Genomic DNA, 23453 nt, shown 5'->3' on the forward strand with positions numbered 1-23453 from the left:
GATTTTATCTCAAACGTCGATAATCCCAAACTTCTTCATCAAGTAAATAGCGTTCATGCTTTTTGTAACGCCATTGTTGAGTTTGTAATCCGTTAACAATTCACCGTTTTCATTTTGAAGTTCGAAGCAGTAATTTTTAATTTTTAATGGAAATTTCTCTTCAATTTTTGTTAATTCTAAATCGTGAGTGGCAATTAAGCAGGAAAAAAGAGTAGAAGATTTCATTAATTTTTCTAAAAATAATTCTGAACCCGTCAATTTATCCTGAGAATTTGTTCCCTTTAAAATCTCATCTAAAATGATAAATTGTGGCGTACCTTTTTCTAAATTTTCTACCAAACTTCTCAATCTTAAAATTTCTGCATTAAAATAAGAAGTGCCGTCATTTAAAGAATCGCTTGTTCGCATCGAAGTAAATAAATTCATCGGAATAAATGAAAATTCTTCCGCAGCAACCGGACAACCGTTCATTGCTAGAACCAAATTAATGCCGACAGTTCGTAAAAAGGTACTTTTCCCCGTCATATTTGCGCCGGTAATAATTGAAATTTCAGTTTCAGAATTAATTCTAAAATCATTAGAAACTACATTTTCATTAAATAAAAGCGGATGAACTAATTTTTCTGCTTTCAATTTTTCACCGGAAATTTCAACTTCTGGAAAAATATAACGTGGATTTTTATATCTAAAAATTCCCAAAGAAATTAAGGCTTCAAATTCTGAAAAAGCATCAAACCATTGCGGTAAATACTGCTCGATATTTTTAATTTGCTTCTCAATTTTCATGGCGAAATTGAGTTTCCACAAGAAAAAGTTATTTAAAATTAAACCAATATTGCTGTGCGCGCTTTCGTAATTTCTTAAAAGTCTTCCGAGTTTTTCAATTTCTTTTCGGGAAGATTTACTTTTACCAGAAATAAATTTACTTTGAAGTTGAACGTTTAATTTCTGCTCAAAATTTTCATTTTCAATATGTGAAAAAATAGATAGAAACTGTTCATATTGCGAAGAATTAAATTCTAATGTGGAAGAAATATTGTCGATTTTTTTGCCATAATGATTTAAAGTAAATCTTGAAATTACTAAAATTCCAGCAAAGATCAGACTTAAATAAAGTCCGGAAATAGTGATAAATATTAACGAAATCAAAACGCCAATAGTAAGAATCGGAACAAGAATTACCGCAACATCTGCAAGTGGTTCTTTTTCAAATTCCTGTTGAATGGTTTCCGGATGATCTATTCTTCCATTAATTTCAAGTGATTTTGCTAAAGTCAAAAAATGAATATTCCATTTTATTTTTTTGGAAAGTTCCTGAATGGATTTCTGTTTTTGAATGATTTTTTCTTTTTCTAAACTTAAGTTTAGAAGAAAACTTCTCAATTTATTTTTGCCTAAAACCGTTTCGCAATAATTGAGATAACTAAAAAGAGAGTTTTTCCCTAAGACGTCCAGATCTTTTGCAAAGGAATGATCATCAACGTTTTCTTCGAAATTTAAACCTGTTTCGAATTCAGTTTTTGTAATTATTTGATTTCCGACATGCAGATAATTTTTGATGAATAATAACTGCTGCTTAACATTAACCAAGAAAAAACCCAAAATGAAAAATAAAACAACGAAGAAAATCCCAAGATATAAATGGATTTTTAAAGCACTTTCAAAAATGTAATATTGAAGTAAAAAGTAAGTTAACGCAAGGAAAATTGCAACTCTAAACCAACCTAAAATACTTTGTTTTTTCTTTATTTTTTGTAATTCAATTTTCTTCTCAGAAAGCAATAAATTTAAATCTTCCATTAAATTATACTTTCTTTAATTCACCGATTCTGGTAATTATTGGCAAAGCAAAAACGCCGCTTTTCTGCAAATAATTTTCATAACCCGTAATTGCTTTTTGCTGGAAATTTTCATTTTTGTCGGTTTTCCAATGGAAATAAAATAGATTTCCAATCAATAGAAAATAATCAACGTGATTGCGATCTTCAAGATCTAAAACCATTTGTTTCATTTCATCTGTAGAGATTTCTGCATAAGTTTTGAAATCCATTTTGAAAATATCGCGAAGTGCAACGTCAAAATCAAGGTCTTTTTCCATTAAACTTTCCTCCGGTTTTCCCAAAAGTAATTTTTCCAAAGAAGCGGAAAGTTGGCGCACCAAACGAAGTGTAAAGTCTTTATCTTGAATCATAAATGTAATTTAAATGTAATTGCAAATGTAAAATTTTGAGATTTAATATTGGATTCTATTATTTAAAATTTTAAACACAGAGGTCGCGAAGTTTTTTTAACATTATTGAATTCATTTTAAGGTCGCAGAGGCGTTTCACTTACCAGAGTAAAAAACCGTATATTTAAAATCTAAATATTTTTAGAAATAGTATTGTATTGAAATGAATGCCTACGAGGAACTCTTTAAAAAAGAAATTCATAAAGTTAAAAACTTAGGAATTAAATTTAACAATCCTTTAAATTTAGCGGAAATTAATGCGCTTGAACTAAAGTCAAACTGTAAGTTTCCTTCCGATCTCATTGATTTTTACCAATATTGTGATGGTTTTGAAACCGATGATTATTTATTTAGAATATTACCTTTAAAAGAATTGATTGAATGTAAGGAAGAATTTTCAGAATGCATTTTTCATTTTGCAGAATACATAATAAGAAGTGATGTTTGGCTATTAAATTTAGAAAATTTTAAAAAATATGAAATTTTAAATAACGACCACAATAGTAAAGAATTAACAAAACATAGTAATTCAATTTTAGAATTCGTTAAATCATATTTAAATGGTGGACTTTTTGGTGAAAATGAAATTAATAATTTTTGGAATAGAAAAAAAAATTAGTCTTTTAAAGAAATCCAAAAATATCCATTTCAATTTTTTAAGCAAAAAACAAATATGCCAAAATCACAGAAGTAATCACGCCAACCAAATCTGCCAAAAGCATTGCAGTAACTGCATATCTTGTGTTTTTAATTCCAACTGCGCCAAAATAAACGGCAATTACGTAAAATGTAGTATCTGAACTTCCCTGTAAAATGGCGGATAATTTTCCTTGAAAACTGTCTGGGCCGAAAGTCGTCATTGTATCGACCATCATTCCGCGCGCGCCAGAACCGGAAAGTGGTTTTATTAAAGCAGTTGGAAGTCCGTCAACAAAACGTGTGTCAAGATTTGCCAAATTTGCTAAATATTTCATGCCGTCAATTATTACGTCAAAAACGCCTGAAGTTCTTAACAAAGAAATAGCGATCAACATTCCCACCAAATAAGGAATGATTTTTACCGAAACCCAAAAACCTTCTTTTGCGCCGTCGATAAAAGCATCAAAGACATTAATTTTTTTGTAAAGTGCGCCCAAAACTATTGCGATAAAAATGAGCAAAATAATTCCGCTGCTTAAAACTTTGCTGAAATTATCTAAATCTTCTTTGTTTAATCTTACCAAATAAACGACCAATAGTGCAATTATTGCAGAAATCCCACCGACATAAGCAATCACGACAGGCTGAAATAAATTGATTTTTTGATGAATTGAAACAACAATCATTGCTGCTAAAGTCGCCGCAAAAGTCGCCATCATGCATGGTAGAAAAATATCAGTTGGCGTCACGGAATGCATTGAAGCACGGATTGCGATAATTGAAACCGGAATTAAAGTCATTCCGCCTGCGTGCAAACAGAGAAACATAATTTGCGAATTGCTCGCGCGTTCTTTGTCGGGATTTAAAGTTTGCAAACTTTCCATGGCTTTTAAACCAAAAGGCGTCGCAGCATTATCTAAACCTAATAAATTAGCGGAAAAGTTTAAAAGCATGTGTCCAAAAGCAGGATGGTTTTTAGGTATTTCAGGAAATAATTTTGAGAAAAATGGCTGAATCATTCGGCTTAAAAGGCTGATTCCGCCGGCTCTTTCTGCAATTGCCATGAAACCCATAAACAAGGTCATTATTCCGATTAAACCGATACAAATATTGACGGCAGTTTGGCTCGTTCCAATCACACCGTCGGTTTCCTGAATTCTGTAAACTGTTGCTTCGGTTTTATCTTTATTTAATTTATACTGAATTCTGCCGTCTGCAAAATTTGGATTTTTGTTTAAATTATTTAAAATTATTGGCGAAAGTTGGGTAGATTTTTTAGTGGCAATTTGAATGGTATCGCCACCTTTTCCTACGACCATATCGTTGAAAATAGTGCCGTAATTATTGGATGAAATATATTTTATTCCCGCAATCGAAATTGCAATAATGATAAATGCTGACCAAATTCTGCTTAAAACCATTCAATAAAATTTAGGTAAAAATAAGTTATTTTTTTAAGTAAATAAATTAGGGAATTCTATAAATCGGATATTGATTCAATGATTTTTCAAAATATTTTGAATTGCGGTAAATCCAATCCAATTGTGCGCTTCCGTTTTTTGCAAAGGCGGAATCTTCGGTTTTTTTCTTTTCGAAATTTTGCTTTAAAGTTGGGTTTTCCTTTAAAAGTTTTTCTGCGGTATCTTCAAAAACATAAGCCGAAAAGTATTCTTTTTGACCTAAAAATGAATCAAAATAATTCCAATTGAAGAAAGAATCTACTGCTGCTGGTTCCAATGTTTCGAGCAAATATTTCACGCCATTTTGTTTTAAAGGAATTAAATAATCTCCTTTTTTAAATTGAACTTTTTCGTTGGTTGTTGAAACATCAGTATTAGAATGCAAATAATGACCTTCGTAAGGTTTCGAAACTGTTTTAAAATCTTTAATTTTATAAGATTGAACGGTAATTAAACTGTCACTTTTTAAAACTGAAAATTGAATATTATTTCTTTTTAAATTATTTAAAACCTGCCATTCAGATTGCGGAACAATGTAATAACTTGGAATTATAATTTCTTTCGTCGATTTGTACGTATCGTAATATTTAATTTTTTTCGTGTAAGGTTTTGTGCGATCGTAGAATAATCTTGGGAATCCAGAAATTGCGCTTGGCCTCATACCATCTTCAAAACCTTTAAAATCAATTGTTTTAAATTTTGTAGAATCTATTGCAAACTGAATTGAATAAGATTTTTCTGGCAAATATTGTTCTAAGTTTTTTTGCCTTAGTTCTTTGATTTTTAAATAGTTGTGATCAGTATAATTGATGTAACTTAACATGTTTTCATAAGTTACTTTCACGCGATCCTTGTAGGGTTTCAGCATGTGTGTTTCGGGAATTGTTCCGATCGTATTAAACAAAGATGTGTAACCTGTGGAATATCTCGGTGAATCCATAAACTGCGTGAAACCTTTTAGCGGCGATTCGCCTTCAACTTCAACATAAGGAATTGGGTCAATATTTTTCTTTCTTAAATCTTTTACGATCCAATCAGTCATTTCGCCGTGGTAAAAATTTCCAAGAATATTTCCCAAACGTTCTTTATTAGTCAAAATATAGGTTAAAGTATATTGATAATCAGCACCATCGCTTACATGATTATCAATAAGAACGTCAGGATTTAAGATGTGAAATATCTCTTGAAAACTCGCAGAATTTTTAGAATCAGTTTTAATAAAATCTCTATTTAAATCTAAATTTCTTGCATTCCCACGGAAACCATATTCTTCTGGCCCATTTTGATTGGCTCTGGAAAAACTGCCACGGTTCAACATTCCGCCAATATTGTAAACTTCTATGGCTGCAATAATTGTATTTTTTGGCGCTTTCAGTTTTCCTGTGGCGTAATCGCGCATCATCATCATTGTGGCGTCAATTCCGTCTGGTTCGCCCGGATGAATGCCATTATTAATTAATATTACTGCTTTGTTTTTAAAATCTGTTGGATTGAAGTTTTTATCTGGATTAAAAATGACCAATCTTAAAGGTTCATTAGAATCAGTTAAACCAAATTGCAAAACTTTAATTTTATCAAAATTCTGGGCTAAATTATCATAATAATTGACCGTTTCCTGATAAGTCGCAGATTGATTGCCGTTGCCTTTTTCAAACAGTGTAAGGTATTGGTTTTGAAAAAACAAACCGATTGAAAGAAATAGAAATAAGTATTTTAATTTCATGGAATTATATTTTTTTTAATAAATTTTAGGATAATTTATTGGTGATAATTTAATTTTCTAAATAAACCAAACTTCCCTCAAAATTATCATTTACATCTTTTAAAACTTTAGCATCTTTTGTCTTCTCTTTTAATTTTCCAATAAAAAAAGAAGTTTCAAAAAACTGACGGTGAATTCCCGGCAGCATCACCATGAAAAAATCCATCCCAAATTTATTGTTATGAAGATCCATTTTCTTTTGCAAAGGCTTATTTGGAAAGAGTTCTTCGTGAAGATCGGTCATTTTTTTTGTGAAATTTAATGACTTTTCTGGCGAAGAAATTTTGCAGCAATACATCATAATTAAGCAACACCAAAGCGCGTGGCGAAAAGCATTGCCATCACCGTCGTTCGAGTTTGTTTTTGGATATTCTTTCTTTGCAATATTAAAAGTTTTAATAGTTGCATAAAAAGAAATTAAAGTAAACAAAGGATGTTTTAAAAACAAAAGAATGAGTTTCCACAGTTTTTCAAAAGTGAGTGAGCGTAATGAATTATATATTATTTTAAAAATTTTCATAAAAGAAATCTCTCCGGTAAAAGAGAGATTGTCAATAAGTTAAGTAATAAATTTGCTTTATGCGTTCGTTAAAAGTCTCACAGTTTGCGACACTTTTTCTTTAATTTCTGTTCGCTTAACAATAAAATCTACAAAGCCTTTTTCCTGTAAAAATTCCGAGGTTTGAAAGCCTTCGGGCAAGTCTTTACCAATTGTTTCACGAATTACACGTGGACCAGCAAATCCGATCAAAGCGCCTGGTTCAGCCATTATAATATCGGCTGTCATCGCGAAAGAAGCGGTAATTCCACCAAATGTTGGATCACACAAATAAGCGATATAAAGTATACCTTCTTCTGATAACTGCGCTAGTTTTGACTGAACTTTTGCGAGCTGCATTAATGAATATGTCGCTTCCTGCATTCTTGCGCCACCGGATTGAGAAATGATCATGTAAGGCAATTTCTTGTCAATACAGTAATCAACTGCTCTTCGAATTTTTTCACCCATAACAGAACCTAAAGATCCGCCGATAAATGAAAAATCCATACAGGAAATTACCATTTTAACGCCATTTACTTCACCAACTGCATTTCTTATTGAATCTGTCAGTTTTGTTTTGGCTTTTACTTCCTTTAAACGGTCTGTGTAAGATTTTGTGTCTACAAATTTCAACATATCAATACTTTCAACATCAGCATTTAATTCTTTGAATTTTGCGCCGTCGAAAAGCATATCAAAATATTCACGGCTTCCAATTCTCACATGAAAATCATCTTCCGGGGAAACATAATTATTTCTTTTAAGTTCCTCGTATTCAATCGTTTTGCCGGTTGGTGTTTTATGCCACAAACCTTTCGGAACGTCCTTTTTATCTTCCGTAGAAGTGGTGATATTTTTCGTCTTTCTCTTGAACCAGTCGAATGCCATCTTTTAAATTTTAGATTTTAGATTTTGAATTTTAGATTTTAAATAATTTAAAATTTACAATCCATAATTTATAATTTCTTAAAGTGTGTCTATATTATTTAAATCCTGAAATGCTTCAGTTAATCTTGTGATGAAGGTTTCTTCGCCTTTTCTTACCCAAACTCTTGGATCGTAATATTTTTTATTAGGAACATCTGCACCATCCGGATTTCCGATCTGCGTTTTTAAATAATCCTGTTTTCCAATCATATAATCTCTTATTCCTTCAGTATAACCAAATTGAAGATCCGTATCAATGTTCATTTTAATAACACCATATCCAATTGCTTCTTTAATTTCTTCTTGTGTAGAACCAGAACCGCCGTGGAAAACAAAATTGATTGGATTATGTTCTGTTCCAAATTTTTCCTGAACGTATTTCTGAGAATTATCTAAAATTTTAGGTGTTAATTTTACATTTCCTGGTTTGTAAACGCCGTGAACATTTCCAAAAGCCGCGGCAATTGTAAAGTTTGGTGAAACCTGTTTTAGTCTTTCGTAGCAATAAGAAACTTCATCAGGCTGGGTGTAAAGTTTAGAAGAATCAACGTCAGAATTATCTACGCCGTCTTCTTCACCGCCGGTAATTCCCAATTCTATTTCTAAAGTCATCCCGATTTTAGCCATTTTCTCGAAATATTTCACTGAAATATCCATGTTTTCTTCCAAAGATTCTTCAGAAAGATCCAGCATGTGAGAAGAATAAAGCGATTTTCCGTATTGTTTGAAATAAGTTTCATTCGCATCCATCAAACCATCAATCCATGGCAATAATTTTTTTGCACAATGATCTGTATGTAAAATAACGGTTGCGCCATAAGCTTCCGCTAAAGTATGAATGTGTTTTGCGCCAGCAACTGCGCCCAAAACTGCGGCCTTTTGATTATCATTATTTAAACCTTTTCCGGCATTAAAAACAGATCCGCCGTTTGAAAATTGAATGATCAAAGGTGCGTTTAATTTTGCTGCGGTTTCCATTGCCGCATTTATATTACTGGATCCGATGACGTTACACGCGGGTAAAGCAAATTTATTTTCTTTTGCGTATTGAAAAATGTCTGAAACTAATTCACCTGTGGCAACTCCGGCCGGAAACTTTCTGCTCATATTTAGGTTTTTAAAATTTTTGTTTAAAAAGTGTGGTAAAGTTAATGATTTATTTAAACTTACTGTAATTGAGATTCATTTTTAAAGGATAAAAATTTGGAACTGAATTATAAAATTAAATTAATGTAAATCTGGACATAATTTTAAATAGTATGTTCCAAATAATAATTTATTATTGCTGTTTATAATTTATATTCGCTTTATCTTAATGAGCGTTTGTTTTTAACAAAAAAATTGAAAATTTTCTATTCTTCAGAATGAATAAAATTATTTGGGTCGTAAAAAGTAATAAGATTGAAAACTATTTATTTCAGTCGATAATAAATATTTGCGAGCAGTTTCCAAACGAAATTTTTGAAATTTTTATTGATAGTAATTTAAAAGATAGCAATATAGATTATTTTAAAATTTTTAAAAGGGTTGATGTTCATTTTAAATCTTTTAAAGATGATCCTTTTTCTTTAAAAAATCTTTCCCAACTCAATTTTCCTGGTTTAAAAATTATCGATAAAACTGTTGATCTTTCGGTTTCAGAATGGGTGATTTTTGAAAATGAATTGAATTCAGATTATTCAGATTATACCAAATTGTCACAAAAAGGTTTGATCATTTTTAATCATGATTCAAATGAGATTAAACCTTCGATTTTAAATAAAAATAAGAAATTAACGGTTGATTTTAAAATAAAAAGATCTGGTAAAAATGTGTGGAAGAATATTTCTAATATGTCTTTTATACCGGAAAAAGGTCTTTTAAATTCACTCGAGAAGAAATATTGGCTTTTAAATCTTTCTTTAGCGAAGTTTTTAAAAAATGAAAATGATTTTACCGAAATCTTTAGAGGTAAATCTGTAAAAATTTCGAAGTTTAAAATTGGAACTTATTATTTTAACCTTATTTCCTCAATTTTACAGAGGAAAATCAGCAAAAAAGAATACAACTGGAAAATTGGTTTTAAGCAAAACGGCGGAAAGACAATCATGTTGAAACAACCGCAGGGAACTTTTTGGGCAGATCCGTTTTTAGTTAAAGAAAATGATGAACTTTATCTTTTTATTGAAGAATTAAATTTAAATAAGATTGGAGAAATCGCTTGTTTAAAATTAGATCAGAATTTTGAAATTGTTGAAAAAAGAACGGTTTTAAGTGATCAAAGCCATTTTTCTTTTCCAAATGTTTTCTATAAAAATGGGAATTATTATATGTTGCCTGAAAATTCAGAGAAAGATAATCTCACACTTTATAAAGCAACCAGTTTTCCTTTTGAATGGACGTTTGAGAGAAATTTAATGGAAAATATTAAATTGCTTGATGCGGTTTGGATCTTTCATAACAATTTGTACTGGCTATTTGCCAATAAAATAAACGATCACGAATTTGATAATAATGATAATCTTTACCTTTATTATTCTGATGATTTATTAAATGGCGAGTGGAAATTTCACGCACAAAACCCGATAATAACAGACTCTGGAAAAGCAAGAAACGCAGGGCAAATTTTTGTTAAAAACGGTAAAATGTTTCGTCCGTCGCAAAACTGCTCGGAAACTTACGGCGCGAATCTCGTGATGAATGAAATTTTAGAATTAACAACAACAAATTACTCTGAAACTATATCAGAAGAAATTTTTCCACCGAAACCTTTCGTTGGACTTCACACTTTTAATTCAGTGGAAGGAATTGAAGTTTATGATTTTCTGAAAGAAGAGTGATTTTTAGATCAAATTTTAGTTTCTTTTATCATTTCCCCAAAGTAATTTTTGACGAATTGTTTCATAAAAACTGATATTGTTTGGCTGTACCAAAGCAATCTGAAATCGTGCTTTTCGCAAAATAATCTCAATATTTGTACTCATATGGCATAATCTGGAATCCATGGAAAGCGTGTATTGAGGAACGCGGCTTTCAATTTTTAGCTTAATTTCCACATTATCATTCACAACCAAAGGTCTTACATTTAAATTATGCGGGGCAATTGGCGTGATCACAAAAACATTATTTTCGGGCGAAATTATTGGTCCGCCGCAACTCAAATTGTACGCCGTAGAGCCGGTTGGTGTAGAAATTATTAGACCATCGCCCCAAAAAACATTAAGAAATTCATCATTTAAATAAGATTCTACAGTGATCATCGCCGTAGTTTCTTTCCGCGAAATACTGATATCATTAATGGCGTAAGGGAAAAATATACCGGAGTTTGGCGCGACAATTTCGATGACAGATCTTCTGCTGATGACATATTTTTGTGCTAAAATAGAATCCAGTTCGTTGAAAACTTCTTCTTTTGTAAAGCTTGAAAGAAAACCAAGTCTGCCAGTATTTACGCCAACAATTGGAATCTCAAGATCTTCAATGAAAATTAAAGCATTTAAGATCGTTCCGTCTCCACCAAAACTGAAAAAAAGGTCAACATCTTGGTCGCTGAGATTTTTTTTATTTGAATAAGTCTGAAAATCACGCGAAAAATTGAGATTTTCCACCATTACGTCGTGAAGTGTGACAGCGACGTTTTTCTTTGTAAGTTCTGATATAAATTTACTTAAGTAAAGAAAAGTATCAAGGTCTCTTTTTTGGGAATAAATGGCTGCCTTCATCTTTTTAAATTTCTAAATATTTTTGAAAAAAGCCAAATCGATTTTTTAATAATTCTTCTTTTTCATCATCATAATGTTTTATAATGACTTCGTAACCGTATCTTTCAAAGGTTTCGTCTATTGAGCTCAGGTTTTCACTTCTGATTTTCAAAGTGATCTGAACGTCATCGCCGTTAATTTCGTTGATAAAACTGCCAAAAATTTTAGCATTATTTTCTTCAACGATTTTTGAAATTTCGGTGAAAGAATAATCTCTTGCATTTTTTTGAACAATAATTACCGCGCCGTTTTCTGAAAATAATGGATATTTTGAAAATTCACTAAAGACATCTTCACATGAAATGTAGCCTAAATAACGCTCTTCTCTGTCTATCACCGGAACGAGATTAGAATTAAAAATATGAAAAAGTTTTATGGTATCTAAAATATGCCCATCTTCCAAAACGCCAAATCTTTCAAAATGAATTTCTAAGGTTTGTAAACTGCCTTCCGGACTTTCATCTAAAAAAGCCTGACTTACTGCGCCTAAAAAAACATTATTTCTAGTGACAAATACATGAGAATAAGAAAATTCCCTCGCTATTTCTGCAGCTTCTTCAATAGAATCATTAATGTCAAACGCCGGAAAATCTTTAGAAATGTAATCGTGTATAAACATGATGCTAATTTATGAAATAATTATACAGTACAAAGTAAGGTTTTGGACAATATTTCCACTTTAAAAATGGCTGATTTAAATAATCTACTGATTTTTAACCGGTCCAGTTTTTATTTTTTTTGCCCGTAAAAATATCAAACCGCTGATTATAATGAGACCTCCAAAAAATTGAAATCCTGTCAGTTTTTCACCGTCTAAAATGCCCCACATTACTGCAACGATCGGCATTAGCAAAGTAACTGTTGAAGCAAATAATGGTGTGGAAATATTCATCAAACGGTAATTGAGCATCATTGCCAAACCTGTACCAAATATCGACAAAAGTGAAACATAACCTAAACCTTCAAAATGGCTTTTATCAAAGGAAAAGTCTTTAAAAAATCCTGCGAAAATTAATGCGATAAATGAAGGTAAAATCAGAACAATTGAAAAGACAAAAGCTGACAAAACCTTTGCAGGAATAATCTGAAGTTTTGCTTTCACTGTTGTTAAACTTATAGCGTAGCACAAAGTCGCGATTAGTAGAAGTAAAATAGGCCATAATTTAAAACCGCCGGTTTCGCCCGTTGCAAAAGTCAAAATGCAGGTTCCGGTGAAACTTATGGCAACGCCAATTAATTGTCTTTTTGTAGTTTCAAATTTCCAGATCAAACCGCCAATTATGATGATAAAAATGGGCATCATAGAATTTATAATACCTGCAATACTGCTTGACACTTTTGTTTCGGCAATTGGAAAAAGAAACATTGGGATAAAATTTCCCGTAACAGCTGCTAAAATCAGCCACTTTAATAATTTTTTTGGAAAAAGTTTTAATTTGGAAATGGCGTAAGGTAAAAGTACAATTCCGGCTATTAAAACCCGCAAAGCACCGACTTCGAAAGGATTGTAGTGTTCTAAAGATTTTTTAATTAAAATAAAAGATGAACCCCAAATTAAAGAAAGCACAACCAGTAAAATCCATTTTTCTTTCTCAGGCTTCATTTTGTTTATTTAAAATTTTTAAATACGCTTTCTTTGAGATCATTTCTGCGCCCAGACTTTCGAGATGTTCAGAATGGATCTGGCAATCGATCAAATCAAAATTATTTTTATTATTTGAAACAAAATTTATGAAACCCGCTTTTGAAGCATTTGAAACTTCAGAAAACATACTTTCGCCACAAAAAACTTTGCCGATTTGTAATCCATAAAAACCACCAACCAGTTTTTCATCTTGCCAGACTTCAATACTTTGTGCGATATTTTGCTGATTTAATTTTTCTAAAGAATCTATCAATTCATCTGAAAGCCAGGTTCCGTCTTGTCCAGTTCTTTCAATTTTCTGACATTTGGTTAAAACTTCCCGGAAGCATTTATTTTCTGTAAATTGAAAATCTTCTTTATTTAAAACTCTGCGCATTGATTTTGAAATTTTCAACTTATCTGGAAATAAAACAAATCTCGGATCCGGACACCACCAAAGAATTTCTTCACCTTCATTAAACCAGGGGAAAAGTCCGATTTCATAGGCATGCTGTAATCTTTCTGGCGAAAGATCGCCACCAATGGCAAATAACCCATCTTCAGAATCATAAAATTCTGGATTAGGAAAAGAAATTTCTTTGGAATTTAGTAGAAACATAAGGCTGTAAAAATTAAATCCTGCACCGAAAGCACAGGATTTAAAAATCAATTATTTAAAAATTTTTAGAAAGGCAGATCATCTTCATCTTCCGCAAAAACATCCGTAGCATTCGATGCAGAAGGTGTTGATGAAGTGTTTTGTGGCGCAGAAGTTGGCTCTGCAGAAGCAACATTACCATCTAATTTTTCCACTCTCCAACCGGTTATAGAATTGAAATATTTAACTTCTCCTTGTGGTGAAGTCCATTCTCTACCACCAATATTGATTGAGACTTTTACTCTGTCACCTTCGTTAAACGAATTTAATAAATCGCCTTTATCTTTCAAAAATTCGATATTTATCGGCTGTGGATATTGCTCTTCAGTAACAATTACCAGTTCTCTTTTCGTAAAACCGCTCGCAAACGTCTGTACCTCACCTAGTTTTTTTACACTTCCTTGTAATTCCATTTTCTTATATTATATGTTGTAAAAGTAATAAAAATGATTTTAAATAAATAAAATTGCCGGCAGAAATTATTTTTTTATTTTTTCTTTAAAAAAGCTTGGTGCGAAAAATAAAACGCTTTATATTTGCACTCACAAAAAAAGAAGAGAAGTTCATTTTTAGCGGATGTGGTGGAATTGGTAGACACGCCAGACTTAGGATCTGGTGCCGTGAGGTGTGTGGGTTCGAGTCCCTTCATCCGCACAATTTTCTGAGATATTTTTTTGAAAATAAAACGCGAAAATAGCTCAGCTGGTAGAGCACGACCTTGCCAAGGTCGGGGTCGCGGGTTCGAGTCCCGTTTTTCGCTCCACTTTTTGCCTTGGTGGTGGAATTGGTAGACACGCAGGACTTAAAATCCTGTGTCCGTAAGGATGTACGGGTTCAAGTCCCGTCCGAGGTACTTTAAACGCTGTTAATCGTGAGATTAGCAGCGTTTTTGTTTTTAAAAACACTCTGCACCTTAACTTTAGGCAAAAAAAAACAAAAAAAAATTGTTTTCTTTATAGTAAATCCCACTAAAATCTTATATTTGCTTCTATATATAACAATTAAAATTTATTATGAAAGATCTTATCGAAAAAATCAACGCAGAATTTGAAGCTTTTACAAGCGAATCTTCTCAACAATCTGAAAAAGGAAATAAAGCAGCTGGTACAAGAGCTAGAAAATCTGCTTTAGAATTAAGCAAAATGTTTAAAGAATTCAGAAAAGTATCTGTTGAAGCTTCTAAAGCTAAATAATATTTTCACTTTGAAAAATAGGAACCACACTGTTACAGTGTGGTTTTTTTATTTTTACAACTGTCATTTATATGTTTAAATAAATATAAAAAAGTTCAGTTTTTTTTACCATTAAGTTTATTTTTGCAAAATGATTTCACTGGAACCACTTCGCATCCTCAAGAATATTGAATTTAGAAACCTGCTTTCAGGTCGATTTGTGCTTATTTTCGCTTTCAGAATGCTGGCAACATTGTTAGGTTGGTGGGTTTATCAGTTGACAAAAGATCCGCTTTCGATCGGTTTGATCGGACTTTCAGAGGTTATTCCTGCGGTTTCAACAGCACTTTACGCCGGACACGTGATCGATATGAATGAGAAAAAAAGACTGTTGCTTATTTGCAATTATCTCTATGTTATCTTGATTGCGTTGCTTTTGATTCCGGCCTTCATGAATTTAGGATTTACTGGGCACCAAACAACTTATTATATTTACGGCGTTATTTTTTTCACGGGTATTGCGCGCGCTTTTATTGGTCCAATAGTGCCTTCCATGATTCCGACGATCGTAAAAAAAGAAAATCTTCCAAGCGCAATTACTTTAAACCAGGCCACATTTCTTACCGCTTCAGTTTGCGGACACGCCGTTGGTGGACTTTTGATCAGTGTTATTACAATAAAATGGACCATTGTTGTAATTGTTGCGCTCGTTACTTTCGCCAGTTTTTTCTTCTGGAAAGTGAAACCTCAAGAATCCGAACACAACAAAAGTGAGGTAAAAGTTTGGGAAAGTATGCGCGAAGGCATCAGTTATATTTTTAAAACAAAAGAAATTCTGGGCGCCATTTCTCTCGATATGTTTGCCGTTTTATTTGGCGGCGCCGTCGCGATGATCCCAGTTTTTGCCAGCGATATTTTAAAAGTCGGTGCAGAAGGTTTTGGTTTGTTGAATGCCGCTTCCGACATTGGTTCCATGTGCATCATCGTCTTTTTGGCGCTCGTTCCTTTACGCAAAAATCAGGGCAAAATATTGTTGGTTGCCGTTGCCGCTTTCGGTTTGTGTATCATTGGTTTCGGACTTTCAACCTGGTATTTTTTATCGTTTGCTTTTTTAATGTTAAGTGGAATGGTCGATGGAATTTCCGTCGTTATCCGTGGCACAATTGTACAGTTAAAAACACCGGATCATATTCGTGGCCGCGTTTTAAGCGTCAATTCAATTTTCATTATGTCATCCAACGAGATGGGTCAATTTGAAAGTGGTGTCGCCGCAAAACTGCTCGGCGTCGTGCGTTCCGTAGTTTTCGGTGGTATTATGACGGTCGCAATTTCACTTTTCGTCGCCGGCACTATTCCAAAACTTCGCAAAATGGAATATTAAATTTTTAGGAACAGGAAGGTTTTTGCTTCTTTCGAAAACGCGTCCCGCTTTCCACTATATCTTTTTTAGCGCTCGCTTCGCTCGTGCCAAAAAAGGATGCCGTTCCAATCGGGGCTAAAAATTTTAAGTTTGCTTTTTTTCAACTTACTAACATTTAGATATTTTACAAAAATCTAATAATCAATATTTTAAAAAAAAATCACTTCTTTTTACACAATATGATTATAATTTTTTAGGAAAATTTACCTTTGTACTATGGCTCAGAAAGAAACTTTATCATCCTTAATTCATGGCAATTTCGCAAAAGAACTCTCAATATCAGACGGCAAAATGCCGCCAAACGCCGTAGAATTTGAAAAATTAGTTCTCGGTTCTTTTTTAATAGACAGAAAAGGTCTCGATTATGGAATCGACCTTTTAAAAGCCGATATTTTCTACGATCCGCGCCACCAGGAAATTTTCACCGTCATTACATCTTTATTTGAAGCCAATGCGCCGGTAGATTTAATGACCGTAATCCAGGAATTAAAAAAAACTGAACGCTTAAGTTCCGCCGGCGGCGATAACTATATTATTGACTTGACATTATCCGTAAGTTCTTCTGCGCATATTGAATACCACATCAGGATCGTTTTAGAAAAATACATTTTGCGTTCATTAATAAATGTGTCCGCAAATGTGATCGATTCTTCCTACAAAGAAACCACCGACGTTTTTGAACTTTTAGACAACGCTGAAAAATCTTTCTTCGATATCACAAACGGAACCATTAAAAAAGGTTTTGACACCGCAAATTCTTTGGTAAAAGAAGCGATAGAAAAAATAAAATCATTAAAAGACAAAGAAGGAATTTCCGGAATTCCCTCAGGTTTTTCGGGAATTGACAAGGAAACCGGCGGCTGGCAAAATTCAGATTTAATAATTATTGCCGCGCGTCCCGCAATGGGAAAAACTGCTTTTTTATTGTCAATGGCAAGAAATATTGCGGTTGAACATAAAGTTCCATTGGCTTTATTTTCTTTGGAAATGGCATCAGTTCAGTTAATTACCAGAATGATCGCCTCTGAAACTGGAATTTCTTCAGAAAAATTAAGAAAAGGTCAAATGTCTGACGAAGAATGGGAAATTCTCTTTAGAAATGTTTCCGAGTTAGAAAACGCACCACTTTTCATCGATGAAACACCTTCACTTTCTGTCTTTGATTTTCGCGCGAAATGCCGAAGATTAGTCATGCAACACGGCGTAAAAATTATCATGGTCGATTATTTACAATTAATGACCGCCAATTCCGGAAAAGGCGGTGGCGGCGGAAACCGTGAACAGGAAATTGCCTTGATTTCACGTTCTTTAAAAGCCATTGCAAAAGAATTAAATGTTCCGGTAATTGCACTTTCGCAACTTTCCCGAAGTGTGGAAACGCGTCCGGGAAAAAGACCACAATTGTCCGATCTTCGGGAATCCGGTGCAATTGAACAGGATGCAGATATTGTTTCTTTTATTTTTCGCCCGGAATATTATAAAATTGGCGTTTGGGATAATGATCCTGAAGGCGAGCAGGGAAGTACGGATAATCAGGCAGAATTAATTATCGCAAAACACAGAAATGGTGCAACGGCAGACGTCCGAATGTCATTTTATAAAAATATCGCCAAGTTTGCTGATCTCAATTTATACGGCGGCGCAAATGATTATCAAACTCCGGATAAAAATAAAGAAATGTCTGGTTTTGAAAAATTGAGAACAACGATCGATCCGGGCGCAGCGTTTGATTTACCTAAAAAACCAAATGTTTCTGGTTCTGCGATGAATTCTGAAGATGATGGGATGCCGTTTTAAAAGTCCTTGAAAATAACTTGATTTTTAACTCTCGCAGATTTTTCAGATGCCGCAGATTTAATGCAAAAATTTTCTTTCTAAAATAATGCTGGTTTTTCAATTGTTTTAAAAAAAATCTGCGTCATGTGCAAAATCTGCGAGACAAAACATTTAAATTAAAAACTTGACAATCAACATTTACACAGACGGCGCATGCAGTGGAAATCCCGGAAAAGGCGGTTTTGGCATTGTGATGGAAGTTCCCGAAAAAAATTATGCTAAAAATTTTGCGCAGGGTTTTCGTTTAACGACTAACAACCGGATGGAACTTTTGGCGGTAATTGTTGGTTTAGAACAATTAAAAAACGCCGAAGATGACGTTCATATTTTCACAGACAGCAAATATGTTTCAGAAGCAATCAATAAAAAATGGCTTCAAAACTGGGTTAAAATTGGTTTTAAAAACAAAAAAAATCCAGATTTGTGGCAAAGATTATTACCTTTAATAAAAAAACACACCGTTACATTTCACTGGATAAAAGGCCACGCGGGACATCCACAAAACGAAATTTGCGATCAAATCGCCGTAAAAGCCTCAAAATCTGAAAATCTTGAAACCGATGATTATTTTGAAAAACAAAAAGATGGTGGATTATTTTAGTGGAAAATTTATTTAAATAAGTTTTAAAATAAAATGAGCCGAAAAAGTATCTTTCTTTTCTCAATATTAATTTTCTTTATTAATTGCAAAACAAACCATTTTAAGAAATTAGGTTTAGTAAAACCGGCAATAGATATTTCTTATTTGCCACCCGAATTTGAGGAATCTGATTTATTTTCGTACAATTTATTTGAATTAAATGAACCTAAAATATTTGGAATAAAGAATAAGGATCTTGAAATTTATAGACTTTCAAGCATTGCTTTTGGAGGAGGTAATTCATTTATAACATTAATAAAAAATAATGATGAAAATTCAATATTTAAATATGAAATAGGGTATAAAAAAAGAAGACTTTTCATAAAGAATATTAAAATAAGCGAGGTAGATTTCAAAAGATTTACAACAAGTGTAAATTCATTTGACCTTCATAATTTCCCCAAAAACAATTCCAATAATGTTGATGACGGCATTCAACATCTATTAGAAGTTTACAAAAATGGACAATATTCTGCATTTGTCAGAAATAATCCTCAAACTGGAAGAAGCCCGGATTTAAAGTTTTTAGAATTAACAAAATTATTCTACGATCTGAAGTAAATCAATTTCAGAGTCATTTTTTTAAAGTCAATTTTCTTTAAAATAAGCAAAAATCATTACTTTTATACTTTAATAAAATTATGATCAAAGCAGACGTCCTCGTAATTGGTTCCGGAATTTCCGGGCTTTCTTACGCTATAAAAATTTCCGAAAAAATGCCCGAAGCAAAAATCATCATCGTCACAAAAGCCGATGAAGATGAAAGCAACACCAAATATGCGCAAGGCGGTTTGGCGGTAGTCACGGATCTGGATCACGACACTTTTCAAAGTCATATTGATGACACGATGCGCGCCGGCGATGGAGAAAATAATCTTGCTGTCGTAAAAATGGTCGTTGAAGAAGGTCCAAAACGTTTTAAAGAACTGGTTGATTGGGGAACAAGATTCGACGAGAAAGACGGTGAATTGATGCTCGGCAGAGAAGGTGGACATACCATAAACCGCATCGTGCATCACAAAGATATCACAGGCGCTGAAATCGAACGCGCACTTTTGGAAACCGTCAATAATTCGCAAAATATCGAAATGTTGCCGTATCATTATGTGATTGATTTAATTACGCAACACCACGTTCCTGGAAAAGAATTAAACGAAGACAACATCAGTTGTTACGGCGCCTATATTTTAGATGAAAAATCTAAGAAAATCAAAAAAATAACCGCGAAAATCACTTTGGTTGCGACCGGCGGCGCAGGTCATGTTTATAAAAATACGACAAACCCAATTATTGCAACGGGCGATGGAATTGCTTTTGTGGCGCGTGCGAAAGGTAAGGTTTCAAATATGCAGTATTATCAGTTTCATCCGACGGCGCTTTACAGCAAGATCGACGGTATGTTATTTTTAATTTCTGAAGCACTTCGTGGTGATGGCGCAAAATTACGCACCAAAAACGGCGAGCCTTTTATGGCAAAATATGATGAGCGCGAAGAATTAGCCTCGCGTGATATTGTTGCAAGAGCGATTGACAATGAAATGAAAATCACTGGCGACGAATTTGTCGGTTTGGATTGCCGGAAAATGAATAAAGAAAAATTTCTGGAACATTTCCCGAATATTTATCAAAAATGTTTGGACGAAGGCGTTGATCCTTTCAAAGATCTTATTCCGGTCGTTCCCGCGTGTCATTATCTTTGCGGAGGTATTGAAACCGATATGGACGGACAGTCTTCCATACAAAATTTATTTGCGGTGGGTGAATGTACCAATTCCGGATTGCACGGCGCAAATCGTCTGGCTTCAAATTCTTTGCTGGAAGGTTTGGTTTTTGGGCATAACGCAGCGGTGAAAACCATCGAACTTTTAGATAAAAACCAGTTTAATTTTGAAGATCTAAAAGCAATTCCGGAATGGAATGAAGAAGGCATGAAACTGCTTGATGAAATGGTTTTGGTAAGTTATCTGCGCAAACAATTGCAGGAAATGATGAGCGATCTGGTAAGTATTGTTCGCAGCAATGAACGGTTGGAAATGGCTTTAAAAAAACAAAAAGAAATTTCTGATGCCGTTCAGGAACTTTATAATTACGCTTTGCTTTCGCCGAAATTATCAGAATTAAGAAATTTAGTTAATATCGCAGAATTGATTATCGTTCAGTCTATTGCGATGAAGGTCAATAAAGGGGCGTTTTATAATAAGGATTTGGTTTAAATTATTAATTGTGATTTTTTGGGCAGCAATTTCCGCCTTCCGTTCCCAATCTTTTTTTCAAATGCAAAAAAAGGATTTCCACTCAAGTCGGGCTGCAAGAGATTCTATAAAAACAAAATTTTTAATGATAATAAATAGAGAATGCTTCTAAAGAAATTTATATGGTGAAGAGAAATTTACTTTTTTTAGGAATACTTTTATGTGTGAATTGTTGCTCTTCAAAACAATATTTTGAAGTTCGGCAACCATTTAAAAATTACACGTATAATCAAAGTTATCTTTTGCCTTTAAATACAATAAAATCAGATTATATTTTTAGAATTTGGTTTTTCGACTCAACATCAGTTGATAAAGTTTTAGTTGTTTTTAAAAATGAAAAAAATGAGTTTGAGTCTCAATTAATTAGTTTTGGAAAAGTTCACGATGGCAAAAAATTCAAAGAAGTTTATACTGTTGTAGATGTAAAGCCGAAAAATGGTTTTGGAAATTTAATTGAACATTTACAAAACGATTCTCTCGCAAAATATGAAGACAGGACTGATAATGAATTGGTTAATGACGAGTCAGTTTATCAGTATTTTTTTGAACTAAAATTCCCAAATGAGCAGAATTCTTTTAAATATGTGACTTCTAAATCGCAATTTGGAAATGAAAACAAATATTCCTATTTAATTAAATATTTAAAGTCTGAATTTAATTTAAATTTTACTAAAAAATAAAATGAAACTTCCACCAATAATTTCCGCTAAAGAATTACAAAAAATTTTATACAAAGAAAATTTAATAATTGTCGATGCTGGTAGTGGCGGAAATTCTTACGACGATTATTTAGAGAAACATTTAGAAAACGCACTTTACGTTGATTTAAATAAAGATTTAGCAGAAGTTTCTGATGATGCAAAAAACGGCGGAAGACATCCTTTGCCGAGTTTAGAAAAATTTGCTGAGGTTCTGCAAAACATAGGAATTGACGAAAATTCTCACGTAATAATTTACGATAATAAAAATTCTACCAACGCTACGCCACGGTTTTGGTGGATGTTAAATAGTGTCGGATTCACTAAAATTCAGGTTTTGGACGGTGGTTTACAGATTGCTGAAAAAGAAGGTTTAAAAATTACGAATATTGTAACTGAACCAAAAAGCAGCAGAGAAAAATTAGAATTTAAAAACTGGCAATTGCCTTTGGTTGAAATTGATTTTATAGAAAAAAATTCAGAAAATCCTGATTTTAAGATAATTGATGTTCGCTCCGAGGAAAGATATGATGGGAAAGAAGAACCGATCGATCTGATTGCGGGTCATATTCCGGGTGCGATAAATATTCCTTTTACAGAAAACATGAATGAAGATGGCACTTTAAAGAATGCGGAAATTTTAAAAGAAAAATACCAAGAATTGTTTAAAAATATTCAGGAAGAGAACATAGCAATTCACTGCGGATCAGGCGTTACAGCGTGTAATACTTTACTCGCATTAGATTATGCAGGCCTGGAAATTCCAAATCTTTACGTTGGTTCCTGGAGCGAATGGAGTAGAAATGATAAAAAAATAGCGACAAATATTTAAGTAAACATTCAAAATATTTTTCTTTCCCCAATCCTAAAGGGTGGAAAAATGTTTAGGAGAATTAATTTCTTATAAAATAATAAAGATTCTTGAATTCAAATAAAAAAAGATGATAAAAAAACCAAAATACCTCACCGATAAAAATTTAAAAACATTCATTAAAAATTCCTTAGAAGAAGACATTCAGGGTGGAGATCATTCCACTTTATCGACCATCCCAAAGGAATTGATTCAAAGCGCCAAACTTTTAGTCAAGGAAAACTGCATTTTGGCGGGTGTCGAAATGGCGCAGATTATTTTTAAAACATTTGACAAAAATTTAGAAATCGAAACTTTTATCAATGATGGCGAAACTGCAAAAGTTGGTGACATTGCTTTTATTGTGAAAGGAAGCGCACGTTCCATACTTTCTACGGAACGTTTGGTTTTAAATTGTATGCAAAGAATGAGCGGCATTGCGACTTTAACTCATGATTGGGATTCAAGATTAATAGGCACAAAAACAAAACTTTTAGACACAAGAAAAACGACGCCAAATTTCAGGATTTGCGAAAAATGGGCCGTTGCAATTGGTGGTGGAACCAATCACAGATACGGACTTTATGATATGATCATGCTGAAAGACAACCACATCGATTATAACGGAAGCATTACAAAGGCCGTAAAAATGGCGAAAGATTATGTTCAGGAAAAGAAATTAAAATTGAAAATTGAGGTTGAAAGCAGAAATCTGGAGGAAGTTGAGGAAGCCATAAAATCTGGTGCAGATAGAATTATGCTTGATAACATGAATGTGGAAATGATGACCAAGGCAGTAAAAATGGTCAATGGTAAATGCGAGACCGAAGCGTCCGGCGGAATTTTGCGAGAAGACTTAAAAGATATTGCAAAAACGGGTGTCACTTACATTTCTGCCGGAGCGCTCACCCATTCGGCAAAAAATATTGATTTAAGTTTAAAAGCGGTAAAAAAATAAAAATATCGCATTGTAAAAAAAAGTGATATTTATCAGAAGCACTCTC

Annotated in this window: 23 protein-coding genes and 3 tRNA genes; 14 read left to right on the forward strand and 12 right to left on the reverse strand. The window is 33.2% G+C overall.

Going from position 1 to position 23453, the window contains the following annotated elements; genetic code table 11:
- Positions 1–9: 9 nt before the first annotated feature.
- The gene (locus tag BM238_RS10400) at positions 10–1800 is read right to left on the reverse strand and encodes a MutS-related protein (protein ID WP_090080559.1); all 1791 of its coding nucleotides are present in this window, start codon (positions 1798–1800) and stop codon (positions 10–12) included.
- Between the two features lie 4 nt (positions 1801–1804).
- A complete protein-coding gene (locus tag BM238_RS10405; protein WP_090080562.1) occupies positions 1805–2191 on the reverse strand; it encodes a hypothetical protein in 387 nt (128 codons plus the stop codon).
- 202 nt (positions 2192–2393) lie between these two features.
- Here BM238_RS10405 and BM238_RS10410 point away from each other — a divergent pair, with 202 nt between their 5' ends.
- Entirely contained in the window at positions 2394–2849 is a 456-nt protein-coding gene (locus tag BM238_RS10410; RefSeq protein ID WP_090080564.1) for an SMI1/KNR4 family protein, read from the forward strand.
- 37 nt (positions 2850–2886) lie between these two features.
- Here BM238_RS10410 and BM238_RS10415 read toward each other — a convergent pair whose 3' ends face one another.
- The 5 genes from BM238_RS10415 to fbaA all read right to left on the reverse strand — a co-directional run bounded on the left by BM238_RS10415 (position 2887) and on the right by fbaA (position 8666).
- Entirely contained in the window at positions 2887–4290 is a 1404-nt protein-coding gene (locus tag BM238_RS10415; protein ID WP_090080566.1) for a nucleoside recognition domain-containing protein, read from the reverse strand.
- A gap of 46 nt (positions 4291–4336) precedes the next feature.
- The gene (locus BM238_RS10420; RefSeq protein ID WP_090080568.1) at positions 4337–6052 is read right to left on the reverse strand and encodes a M14 family metallopeptidase; all 1716 of its coding nucleotides are present in this window, start codon (positions 6050–6052) and stop codon (positions 4337–4339) included.
- A gap of 49 nt (positions 6053–6101) precedes the next feature.
- The gene (locus BM238_RS10425) at positions 6102–6611 is read right to left on the reverse strand and encodes a DUF6973 domain-containing protein (RefSeq protein ID WP_090080571.1); all 510 of its coding nucleotides are present in this window, start codon (positions 6609–6611) and stop codon (positions 6102–6104) included.
- A 57-nt stretch (positions 6612–6668) separates the two neighbouring features.
- Entirely contained in the window at positions 6669–7520 is an 852-nt protein-coding gene (accD, locus tag BM238_RS10430) for an acetyl-CoA carboxylase, carboxyltransferase subunit beta (RefSeq protein ID WP_090080573.1), read from the reverse strand.
- Between the two features lie 78 nt (positions 7521–7598).
- Positions 7599–8666: a class II fructose-bisphosphate aldolase gene (gene fbaA / locus BM238_RS10435; RefSeq protein WP_090080576.1), complete on the reverse strand. Its 1068-nt coding sequence runs from the start codon at positions 8664–8666 to the stop codon at positions 7599–7601.
- 257 nt (positions 8667–8923) lie between these two features.
- Here fbaA and BM238_RS10440 point away from each other — a divergent pair, with 257 nt between their 5' ends.
- The gene (locus BM238_RS10440; protein WP_090080578.1) at positions 8924–10378 is read left to right on the forward strand and encodes a glucosamine inositolphosphorylceramide transferase family protein; all 1455 of its coding nucleotides are present in this window, start codon (positions 8924–8926) and stop codon (positions 10376–10378) included.
- Between the two features lie 15 nt (positions 10379–10393).
- Here BM238_RS10440 and BM238_RS10445 read toward each other — a convergent pair whose 3' ends face one another.
- From BM238_RS10445 to BM238_RS10465, 5 genes are all read right to left on the reverse strand, one after another.
- A complete protein-coding gene (locus tag BM238_RS10445; protein WP_090080580.1) occupies positions 10394–11260 on the reverse strand; it encodes an NAD kinase in 867 nt (288 codons plus the stop codon).
- A 4-nt stretch (positions 11261–11264) separates the two neighbouring features.
- Positions 11265–11918, reverse strand: coding sequence for a CBS domain-containing protein (locus BM238_RS10450; protein ID WP_090080582.1), 654 nt, complete (start codon positions 11916–11918; stop codon positions 11265–11267).
- An 84-nt stretch (positions 11919–12002) separates the two neighbouring features.
- On the reverse strand, positions 12003–12902 hold the full coding sequence (locus BM238_RS10455; protein WP_090080584.1) for a DMT family transporter: 900 nt from the start codon (positions 12900–12902) through the stop codon (positions 12003–12005).
- Positions 12892–13542 carry a leucyl/phenylalanyl-tRNA--protein transferase gene (aat, locus tag BM238_RS10460; protein WP_090081546.1) on the reverse strand — a complete coding sequence of 217 codons (651 nt, stop codon included), beginning with the start codon at positions 13540–13542 and terminating at the stop codon, positions 12892–12894. The genes BM238_RS10455 and aat overlap by 11 nt, the downstream gene beginning before the upstream one ends.
- A gap of 65 nt (positions 13543–13607) precedes the next feature.
- Positions 13608–13994 carry a DUF3127 domain-containing protein gene (locus BM238_RS10465; protein ID WP_090080586.1) on the reverse strand — a complete coding sequence of 129 codons (387 nt, stop codon included), beginning with the start codon at positions 13992–13994 and terminating at the stop codon, positions 13608–13610.
- Between the two features lie 159 nt (positions 13995–14153).
- Between BM238_RS10465 and BM238_RS10470 the strand changes: the two genes are divergently transcribed.
- The 12 genes from BM238_RS10470 to nadC all read left to right on the forward strand — a co-directional run bounded on the left by BM238_RS10470 (position 14154) and on the right by nadC (position 23407).
- Positions 14154–14235: transfer RNA gene (locus tag BM238_RS10470), tRNA-Leu, on the forward strand.
- 33 nt (positions 14236–14268) lie between these two features.
- Positions 14269–14344 (forward strand) — tRNA-Gly (locus BM238_RS10475).
- A 6-nt stretch (positions 14345–14350) separates the two neighbouring features.
- Positions 14351–14434 (forward strand) — tRNA-Leu (locus tag BM238_RS10480).
- 160 nt (positions 14435–14594) lie between these two features.
- Entirely contained in the window at positions 14595–14774 is a 180-nt protein-coding gene (locus tag BM238_RS10485) for a histone H1 (RefSeq protein WP_090080588.1), read from the forward strand.
- A 130-nt stretch (positions 14775–14904) separates the two neighbouring features.
- The gene (locus BM238_RS10490; protein ID WP_177205460.1) at positions 14905–16134 is read left to right on the forward strand and encodes an MFS transporter; all 1230 of its coding nucleotides are present in this window, start codon (positions 14905–14907) and stop codon (positions 16132–16134) included.
- Positions 16135–16389: 255 nt separating this feature from the next.
- Positions 16390–17970 carry a replicative DNA helicase gene (dnaB, locus tag BM238_RS10495; RefSeq protein WP_090080590.1) on the forward strand — a complete coding sequence of 527 codons (1581 nt, stop codon included), beginning with the start codon at positions 16390–16392 and terminating at the stop codon, positions 17968–17970.
- Positions 17971–18133: 163 nt separating this feature from the next.
- Entirely contained in the window at positions 18134–18610 is a 477-nt protein-coding gene (gene rnhA / locus BM238_RS10500) for a ribonuclease HI (RefSeq protein WP_090080593.1), read from the forward strand.
- 33 nt (positions 18611–18643) lie between these two features.
- Positions 18644–19210 (forward strand): hypothetical protein, encoded by a 567-nt coding sequence (locus BM238_RS10505; RefSeq protein WP_090080595.1) that lies wholly within the window; start codon positions 18644–18646, stop codon positions 19208–19210.
- Between the two features lie 80 nt (positions 19211–19290).
- Positions 19291–20862 (forward strand): L-aspartate oxidase, encoded by a 1572-nt coding sequence (gene nadB / locus BM238_RS10510; RefSeq protein ID WP_090080597.1) that lies wholly within the window; start codon positions 19291–19293, stop codon positions 20860–20862.
- Positions 20863–21023: 161 nt separating this feature from the next.
- A complete protein-coding gene (locus BM238_RS10515; RefSeq protein WP_090080599.1) occupies positions 21024–21581 on the forward strand; it encodes a hypothetical protein in 558 nt (185 codons plus the stop codon).
- Position 21582: 1 nt separating this feature from the next.
- The gene (locus BM238_RS10520) at positions 21583–22431 is read left to right on the forward strand and encodes a sulfurtransferase (RefSeq protein WP_090080601.1); all 849 of its coding nucleotides are present in this window, start codon (positions 21583–21585) and stop codon (positions 22429–22431) included.
- A gap of 112 nt (positions 22432–22543) precedes the next feature.
- Positions 22544–23407 carry a carboxylating nicotinate-nucleotide diphosphorylase gene (nadC, locus tag BM238_RS10525; protein WP_090081551.1) on the forward strand — a complete coding sequence of 288 codons (864 nt, stop codon included), beginning with the start codon at positions 22544–22546 and terminating at the stop codon, positions 23405–23407.
- The last annotated feature ends 46 nt before the right edge of the window (positions 23408–23453 follow it).

This window comes from Halpernia frigidisoli (assembly GCF_900113805.1).
Taxonomy (GTDB): domain Bacteria; phylum Bacteroidota; class Bacteroidia; order Flavobacteriales; family Weeksellaceae; genus Halpernia; species Halpernia frigidisoli.